At 49.6% G+C, this 8,937-nt stretch carries 8 protein-coding genes; all 8 read left to right on the top strand.

What is annotated here, in order from left to right:
• The coding region (locus LVQ77_RS21780) for an EF-Tu C-terminal domain-related protein (RefSeq protein WP_255666925.1) at positions 1–710 on the top strand (710 nt) is incomplete at its 5' end.
• A gap of 234 nt (positions 711–944) precedes the next feature.
• A complete protein-coding gene (secE, locus tag LVQ77_RS21775) occupies positions 945–1,328 on the top strand; it encodes a preprotein translocase subunit SecE (RefSeq protein WP_151996063.1) in 384 nt (127 codons plus the stop codon).
• 1 nt (position 1,329) lies between these two features.
• Entirely contained in the window at positions 1,330–1,875 is a 546-nt protein-coding gene (nusG, locus tag LVQ77_RS21770; RefSeq protein ID WP_034461806.1) for a transcription termination/antitermination protein NusG, read from the top strand.
• Positions 1,876–2,157: 282 nt separating this feature from the next.
• Entirely contained in the window at positions 2,158–2,586 is a 429-nt protein-coding gene (gene rplK, locus LVQ77_RS21765; RefSeq protein ID WP_120066378.1) for a 50S ribosomal protein L11, read from the top strand.
• A gap of 3 nt (positions 2,587–2,589) precedes the next feature.
• Positions 2,590–3,294, top strand: coding sequence for a 50S ribosomal protein L1 (gene rplA / locus LVQ77_RS21760; RefSeq protein WP_034461804.1), 705 nt, complete (start codon positions 2,590–2,592; stop codon positions 3,292–3,294).
• Positions 3,295–3,589: 295 nt separating this feature from the next.
• A complete protein-coding gene (rplJ, locus tag LVQ77_RS21755) occupies positions 3,590–4,087 on the top strand; it encodes a 50S ribosomal protein L10 (RefSeq protein WP_034461803.1) in 498 nt (165 codons plus the stop codon).
• A 66-nt stretch (positions 4,088–4,153) separates the two neighbouring features.
• On the top strand, positions 4,154–4,519 hold the full coding sequence (rplL, locus tag LVQ77_RS21750; RefSeq protein ID WP_064515273.1) for a 50S ribosomal protein L7/L12: 366 nt from the start codon (positions 4,154–4,156) through the stop codon (positions 4,517–4,519).
• A 325-nt stretch (positions 4,520–4,844) separates the two neighbouring features.
• Positions 4,845–8,873, top strand: coding sequence for a DNA-directed RNA polymerase subunit beta (gene rpoB / locus LVQ77_RS21745; RefSeq protein ID WP_151996064.1), 4,029 nt, complete (start codon positions 4,845–4,847; stop codon positions 8,871–8,873).
• Positions 8,874–8,937 lie beyond the last annotated feature (64 nt).

Genomic DNA, 8,937 nt, shown 5'->3' with positions numbered 1-8,937 from the left:
CTATGTACGACTTCCCAGGCGACGATACTCCAATCGTACGTGGTTCAGCGCTGAAAGCACTGGAAGGCGACGCGGATTACGAAGCTAAAATCATCGAACTGGCTGGCTACCTGGATACCTATATCCCAGAACCAGAACGTGCTATCGACAAGCCGTTCCTGCTGCCAATCGAAGACGTATTCTCCATCTCCGGCCGTGGTACTGTTGTTACCGGTCGTGTAGAGCGCGGTATCGTTAAAGTTGGTGAAGAAGTTGAAATCGTTGGTATCAAAGATACCGTGAAATCAACCTGTACCGGCGTTGAAATGTTCCGCAAACTGCTGGACGAAGGCCGTGCTGGTGAGAACGTTGGTGTTCTTCTGCGTGGTATTAAACGTGAAGATATCGAACGTGGTCAGGTACTGGCTAAGCCAGGCTCTATCAAGCCACATACTCAGTTCGAGTCAGAAGTTTATATCCTGTCCAAAGACGAAGGCGGCCGTCATACTCCGTTCTTCAAAGGCTACCGTCCACAGTTCTACTTCCGTACAACTGACGTGACTGGCACCATCGAACTGCCAGAAGGCGTTGAGATGGTAATGCCGGGCGACAACATCAAAATGGTTGTTACCCTGATCCACCCAATCGCGATGGACGACGGTCTGCGTTTCGCAATCCGTGAAGGCGGCCGTACTGTAGGCGCGGGCGTTGTTGCTAAAGTTATCGCTTAATCGCTGATAACATTTGACGCAACACGCATGAAAAGGGCATCATTTGATGCCCTTTTTGCACGCTCTCTGTCCAGAACCTGGCTCATCAGTGATTTTTTACTCATAATCATTGCTGAGACAGGCTCTGAAGATAGCGTTATACCGAATAGTGCCTGAAAAGAGCCATTCGGTCTGGTTTTGCCTCGCGTATGCGGGGCAAAAATGTTTGTCTGAATTATTGTGACGGGTTGGTTTATGAGTGCGAATACCGAAGCTCAAGGAAGCGGGCGCGGCCTGGAAGCGATGAAGTGGCTGGCAGTTGCTGCTCTGCTGATTGCGGCGATCGTGGGCAACTACATTTATCGTGATGTATCTCTGCCTCTGCGTGCCCTGGCAGTGGTTGTTCTGATTGCTGCAGCGGGTGGTGTCGCGCTGTTAACGACGAAAGGCAAAGCAACAGTGGCTTTCGCCCGCGAAGCGAGAACCGAAGTTCGTAAAGTGATTTGGCCAACTCGCCAGGAGACTTTACACACCACCTTAATCGTGGCAGCAGTTACAGCTGTAATGTCACTGATTCTGTGGGGGCTGGATGGTATTCTCGTCCGCCTGGTTTCTTTTATTACTGGCCTGAGGTTCTGAGATGTCTGAAGCCCCTAAAATGCGCTGGTACGTCGTTCAGGCGTTTTCCGGTTTTGAAGGCCGCGTAGCAACATCGCTGCGTGAGCATATCAAATTGCACAACATGGAAGAGTTGTTTGGTGAAGTCATGGTCCCGACCGAAGAAGTGGTCGAAATCCGTGGTGGCCAACGTCGCAAAAGCGAACGTAAATTCTTCCCGGGCTATGTTCTGGTCCAGATGGTTATGAATGACGCGAGCTGGCACTTAGTGCGTAGCGTTCCGCGCGTGATGGGTTTCATTGGCGGTACTTCTGACCGTCCTGCGCCAATCAGTGACAAAGAAGTTGATGCGATTATGAACCGCCTGCAGCAGGTTGGTGATAAGCCGCGTCCGAAAACGCTGTTTGAACCAGGCGAGATGGTACGTGTCAGCGATGGTCCATTTGCTGACTTTAACGGTGTAGTTGAAGAAGTAGATTACGAAAAGAGCCGCTTGAAGGTTTCTGTATCTATCTTCGGTCGTGCTACACCGGTTGAGCTTGATTTTGCTCAAGTAGAGAAAGCCTAGTAATTAGGTTATACCCAAAATAATTCGAGTTGCAGGAAGGCGGCGACGCAGTGAATCTCCAGGAGCTTACTTGAGTAAGTGACTGGGGTGAGCGAAGAAAGCCAACGCACATGCAACTTGAAGTATGACGGATATAAAAGCAGCGATTAATCGTTGCACAGGGCGCGAGATTGGAATACAATTTCGCGCCTTTTGTTTTTATGCGTCTTGTGCGCGTAGAACGAATTATTCACGGGGAGCCTTCATTGTTTAAGGCGCTATAACCCACTAGAGGAAATTAAGATGGCTAAGAAAGTACAAGCCTACGTCAAGTTGCAAGTTGCAGCTGGTATGGCGAACCCAAGTCCACCAGTTGGTCCAGCTCTGGGTCAGCAAGGTGTTAACATCATGGAATTCTGTAAAGCGTTTAACGCCAAAACTGAATCCATGGAGAAAGGTCTGCCAATTCCGGTTGTTATTACCGTTTATGCTGACCGTTCTTTCACTTTCGTTACTAAAACTCCACCGGCTGCTGTTCTGTTGAAGAAAGCTGCAGGTATCAAGTCTGGTTCCGGTAAGCCGAACAAAGACAAAGTGGGTAAAGTGACCCGTGCTCAGGTGCGTGAAATCGCAGAAACCAAAGCTGCGGACATGACTGGTTCTGACGTTGAAGCGATGACTCGCTCCATCGAAGGTACTGCTCGTTCCATGGGCCTGGTAGTGGAGGATTAAGAAATGGCTAAACTGACCAAGCGCATGCGCGTGATCCGTGACAAAGTTGATGCAACTAAACAGTATGACATCAACGAAGCCGTTGCTCTGCTCAAAGAGCTGGCCACTGCGAAATTCGTAGAAAGCGTTGACGTTGCTGTAAACCTCGGCATTGACGCTCGTAAATCTGACCAGAACGTACGTGGTGCAACTGTACTGCCGCACGGTACTGGCCGTTCAGTTCGCGTAGCCGTATTTGCCCAAGGCCCTAACGCTGAAGCAGCTAAAGCTGCTGGCGCTGAGCTGGTAGGTATGGAAGATCTGGCTGACCAGATCAAAAAAGGCGAAATGAACTTTGACGTTGTTATCGCATCTCCAGATGCAATGCGCGTTGTTGGCCAACTGGGCCAGGTTCTGGGTCCACGTGGCCTGATGCCTAACCCGAAAGTTGGTACTGTAACTCCTAACGTTGCTGAAGCGGTTAAGAACGCTAAAGCTGGTCAGGTTCGTTACCGTAACGACAAAAACGGCATCATTCACACCACCATCGGTAAAGTGGATTTTGACACTGACAAACTGAAAGAAAACCTGGAAGCTCTGCTGGTTGCGCTGAAAAAAGCTAAACCATCTCAAGCTAAAGGCGTTTTCATTAAGAAAGTTAGCCTGTCTACCACTATGGGTGCAGGTGTTGCGGTCGACCAATCTGGTCTGAGCGCAGTAGTGAACTAAGATTCACTGCTTTACGCGGGCGAAAGATTAGTCTAAAATCTTACGCCCGTTGCCTTGCAATGCAGGGCACAAAGAATTTTCGGTTGGAGCCTGGCCTTATCCAGGCCTCCGTCCAAGACCGCAGGTGTTTCGCAAGAGACTTAATTGCCTGCGTAGACGGTGACAGAACCTGAAGAATATTTTTGATAGTCTTTGGCTTGTTTCTGCTCACCGTATGTCGACGTTCATTATCGTTTTGGTAATGAATGAAGTGAGTTCCGGGGGAAACCCCGGCTAATATCCAGGAGCAAAGCTAATGGCTTTAAATCTTCAAGACAAACAAGCGATTGTTGCTGAAGTCAGCGAAGTAGCCAAAGGTGCGCTGTCTGCGGTTGTTGCGGATTCCCGTGGCGTGACCGTAGGTAAAATGACTGAACTGCGTAAAGCAGGTCGTGAAGCTGGCGTTTACATGCGTGTTGTTCGTAACACCTTGCTGCGCCGCGTTGTTGAAGGTACTCAGTTTGAGTGCCTGAAAGACACGTTTGTTGGTCCAACCTTGATTGCATATTCTATGGAACACCCGGGCGCAGCTGCTCGTCTGTTCAAGGAATTCGCTAAAGCGAATGCAAAATTCGAGGTTAAAGCTGCAGCCTTTGAAGGTGAGCTGATCCCGGCGGCCCAGATCGATCGCCTGGCAACTCTGCCAACTTACGAAGAAGCAATCGCACGCTTGATGGCAACCATGAAAGAAGCCTCCGCAGGCAAATTGGTTCGCACTCTGGCTGCTGTACGCGATCAGAAAGAAGCTGCTTAATAGCGCTTTCCTTTCTAACGCATTTGCTTACGTATAAACTTATTCTGATTTTCAGGAACAATTGTTATGTCTATCACTAAAGATCAAATCATTGAAGCAGTATCCGCTATGTCTGTAATGGACATTGTTGAACTGATTTCTGCAATGGAAGAAAAATTCGGTGTTTCCGCTGCTGCTGCTGTTGCAGGCCCTGCTGCTGCTGCTGAAGCTGTAGAAGAGAAAACTGAGTTCGACGTTATTCTGAAAGCTGCTGGCGCTAACAAAGTTGCCGTTATCAAAGCAGTACGTAGCGCAACTGGCCTGGGCTTGAAAGAAGCTAAAGACCTGGTTGAATCCGCTCCAGCTGCGCTGAAAGAAGGCGTGAGCAAAGATGACGCAGAATCTCTGAAGAAAACTCTGGAAGAAGCTGGCGCTGAAGTTGAAGTTAAATAAGCCAACCTTTCCGGTTGCAGCCTGAGAAATTAGGCTGATGGCTGGTGACTTTTTAGTCACCAGCCTTTTTGCGCTGTAGGGTACCAGTAGCGTTTCACACTGTTTGACTGCTGGTTTCCTTTCAATGTTTGTCTCTATCTACGCCTTAATATACTACGACTTTCTACACCGGGAGTTCCGGGGTAAAGCGTGGCGAAATGGTTTAAGAGTGATAGAAACAGGTATTGCGGAGAGTGTTCCACTTTCCGGTCCACAAAATAGTGTTGCACAAACTGTCCCCTTGTCGGGCAGATGGGTCGACTTGTCAGCGAGCTGAGGAACCCTAATGGTTTACTCCTATACCGAGAAAAAACGTATTCGTAAGGATTTTGGAAAACGTCCACAAGTTTTGGACATTCCTTATCTCCTTTCTATCCAGCTTGACTCGTTCCAGAAGTTTATCGAGCAAGATCCTGAAGGCCAGTACGGTCTGGAAGCAGCTTTCCGTTCCGTGTTCCCTATTGCAAGCTACAGCGGTAACTCTGAGCTGCAATATGTGAGCTATCGTCTGGGTGAGCCGGTATTTGACGTTAAAGAATGTCAGATCCGCGGCGTGACGTATTCCGCTCCCCTGCGCGTTAAACTGCGTCTGGTGATCTACGAGCGTGAAGCGCCGGAAGGCACCGTTAAAGATATTAAAGAACAAGAAGTTTACATGGGTGAAATTCCACTCATGACAGATAACGGCACCTTCGTTATTAACGGTACTGAGCGCGTTATCGTTTCTCAGTTACACCGTAGCCCAGGTGTGTTCTTTGATAGTGACAAAGGTAAAACCCACTCTTCTGGGAAGGTGCTGTATAACGCACGTATCATCCCTTACCGTGGTTCCTGGCTGGATTTCGAATTCGACCCGAAAGACAACTTGTTCGTACGTATTGACCGTCGCCGTAAATTACCAGCGACCATTATTCTGCGTGCGTTACAGTTCACCACTGAGCAGATTCTTGATCTGTTCTTTGAGAAAGTTAATTTCGAAATCCGTGACAACAAGCTGCAGATGGAATTGGTGCCAGAACGCCTTCGTGGTGAGACTGCATCCTTTGACATCGAAGCTGACGGCAAGATCTATGTCGAAAAAGGCCGCCGTATTACTGCGCGCCATATTCGTCAGCTGGAAAAAGACGATATCAAGCTTATCGAAGTTCCGGTTGAATACATTGCTGGTAAAGTCGCGGCTAAAGACTACGTTGATGCATCGACTGGCGAACTGATTTGCCCGGCGAACATGGAACTGTCTTTGGATCTGTTAGCTAAACTGAGCCAGTGTGGTCATAAGCGTATCGAAACGCTGTTTACCAACGACCTGGATCACGGTGCATACATTTCTGAGACCATCCGTGTCGACCCAACCAGCGATCGCCTGAGCGCGCTGGTTGAAATCTATCGCATGATGCGTCCTGGCGAGCCACCAACTCGCGAAGCAGCTGAAAACCTGTTCGAGAACCTGTTCTTCTCTGAAGACCGCTATGACTTGTCTGCGGTTGGTCGTATGAAGTTCAACCGTTCTCTGCTGCGTGATGAAATCGAAGGTTCAGGCATCCTGAGCAAAGACGACATCATCCAGGTTATGCGTAAGCTGATCGGTATTCGTAACGGTCAGGGCGAAGTGGATGATATCGACCACCTCGGCAACCGTCGTATCCGTTCCGTAGGCGAAATGGCGGAAAACCAATTCCGCGTTGGCCTGGTACGTGTAGAGCGTGCGGTTAAAGAGCGTCTGTCTTTGGGCGACCTCGATACCCTGATGCCTCAGGATATGATCAACGCCAAGCCTATCTCTGCTGCGGTCAAAGAGTTCTTCGGTTCCAGCCAGCTGTCTCAGTTCATGGACCAGAACAACCCGTTGTCTGAGATTACGCACAAGCGTCGTATCTCCGCACTTGGCCCGGGTGGTTTGACCCGTGAGCGTGCAGGCTTCGAAGTACGTGACGTACACCCAACCCACTACGGTCGTGTATGTCCAATCGAAACTCCTGAAGGTCCGAACATCGGTCTGATCAACTCCCTGTCTGTTTATGCACAGACTAACGAATACGGTTTCTTAGAAACTCCGTATCGTCGCGTTGTTGAAGGTGTTGTAACTGACGAAATCCATTACCTTTCTGCAATTGAAGAAGGTAACTACGTTATCGCTCAGGCTAACACCAATCTGGACGAAGAAGGCCGTTTCGTAGACGACCTGGTAACTTGCCGTAGCAAAGGCGAATCCAGCTTGTTCAGCAACGACCAGGTTGACTACATGGACGTTTCTACCCAACAGGTAGTTTCCGTCGGTGCGTCCCTGATCCCGTTCCTGGAACACGATGACGCCAACCGTGCATTGATGGGTGCGAACATGCAACGTCAGGCCGTTCCAACTCTGCGTGCTGATAAGCCGTTGGTTGGTACTGGCATGGAACGTGCTGTTGCCGTTGACTCCGGTGTTACTGCGGTTGCTAAACGTGGCGGTACTGTTCAGTACGTTGATGCGTCTCGTATCGTTATCAAAGTTAACGAAGACGAAATGCTGGCTGGTGAAGCTGGTATCGACATCTACAACCTGACCAAATACACCCGTTCGAACCAGAACACCTGCATCAACCAGATGCCATGTGTTTCTCTGGGCGAACCTGTTGAACGTGGCGATGTGTTGGCAGACGGTCCGTCTACTGACCTCGGTGAACTGGCTCTTGGCCAGAACATGCGCGTAGCGTTCATGCCGTGGAACGGTTACAACTTCGAAGACTCCATCCTCGTATCCGAGCGTGTTGTTCAGGAAGACCGTTTCACAACTATTCACATCCAGGAACTGGCATGTGTGTCTCGTGACACTAAGCTTGGGCCTGAAGAGATCACTGCAGACATCCCTAACGTGGGTGAAGCAGCTCTCTCCAAACTGGATGAATCCGGTATCGTTTATATCGGTGCTGAAGTGACCGGTGGTGACATTCTGGTTGGTAAGGTAACGCCTAAAGGTGAAACCCAGCTGACTCCAGAAGAGAAACTGCTGCGTGCAATCTTCGGTGAGAAAGCGTCTGACGTTAAAGACTCTTCTCTGCGCGTACCAAACGGTGTTTCCGGCACCATCATCGATGTGCAAGTCTTTACCCGCGATGGCGTGGAAAAAGACAAGCGCGCGCTGGAAATCGAAGAAATGCAACTGAAGCAGGCGAAGAAAGACCTGACTGAAGAACTGCAAATCTTTGAAGCTGGTTTGTTTGCTCGTATCCATGCTGTGCTGGTTGCTGGCGGTGTTGAAGCTGAGAAGCTCGACAAATTGCCACGCGATCGCTGGTTGGAACTGGGTCTGACTGACGAAGAGAAGCAAAACCAGCTCGAACAGCTGGCAGAGCAGTACGACGAGCTGAAGCACGAGTTTGAGAAGAAACTTGAAGCTAAGCGCCGCAAAATCACTCAGGGCGATGACCTGGCACCTGGCGTGCTGAAAATCGTTAAAGTGTATCTGGCCGTTAAACGTCAGATCCAACCTGGTGACAAGATGGCAGGTCGTCACGGGAACAAAGGTGTTATCTCCAAGATCAACCCGATCGAAGATATGCCTTACGATGAAAACGGCACGCCGGTAGACATCGTACTGAACCCGCTGGGCGTACCATCTCGTATGAACATCGGTCAGATTCTGGAAACCCACTTGGGTATGGCTGCTAAAGGCATCGGCGAGAAAATCAACGCTATGCTGAAGAAGCACGAAGAAGTTTCCAAGCTGCGCGAATTTATCCAGAAAGCATACGACCTGGGTTCAGATGTTCGTCAGAAAGTTGACTTGAACACCTTCACCGACGATGAAGTTCTGCGTCTGGCTGAGAACCTGAAAAAAGGTATGCCGATTGCTACTCCGGTATTCGACGGTGCAAAAGAGTCGGAAATCAAAGAGCTGTTGCAACTGGGTGGCCTGCCGACTTCCGGTCAGATCACTCTGTTTGATGGCCGTAGCGGTGAGCAGTTTGAGCGTCCAGTAACCGTAGGTTACATGTACATGCTGAAACTGAACCACTTGGTTGATGACAAAATGCATGCGCGTTCTACCGGTTCTTACAGCCTTGTTACTCAGCAGCCGTTGGGTGGTAAAGCTCAGTTCGGTGGTCAACGCTTCGGTGAGATGGAAGTGTGGGCACTGGAAGCATACGGTGCTGCTTATACCTTGCAAGAAATGCTGACTGTTAAGTCTGATGACGTTAATGGCCGTACCAAGATGTATAAAAACATCGTGGATGGTAACCATCAGATGGAACCAGGCATGCCGGAATCCTTCAACGTACTGTTGAAAGAAATCCGTTCGCTGGGTATTAACATCGAGCTGGAAGGCGAGTAATCACTCGTATCTGCTGTACTGGTTACAGGATGTCCGGGTCACACCGGACGTCTCTGAGAAGTCT

Origin of the sequence: Buttiauxella cochleicola, from assembly GCF_021282435.1 — a bacterium.
Lineage (GTDB): Bacteria > Pseudomonadota > Gammaproteobacteria > Enterobacterales > Enterobacteriaceae > Buttiauxella > Buttiauxella massiliensis.
This window is presented reverse-complemented; position numbering and strand designations above follow the sequence as displayed.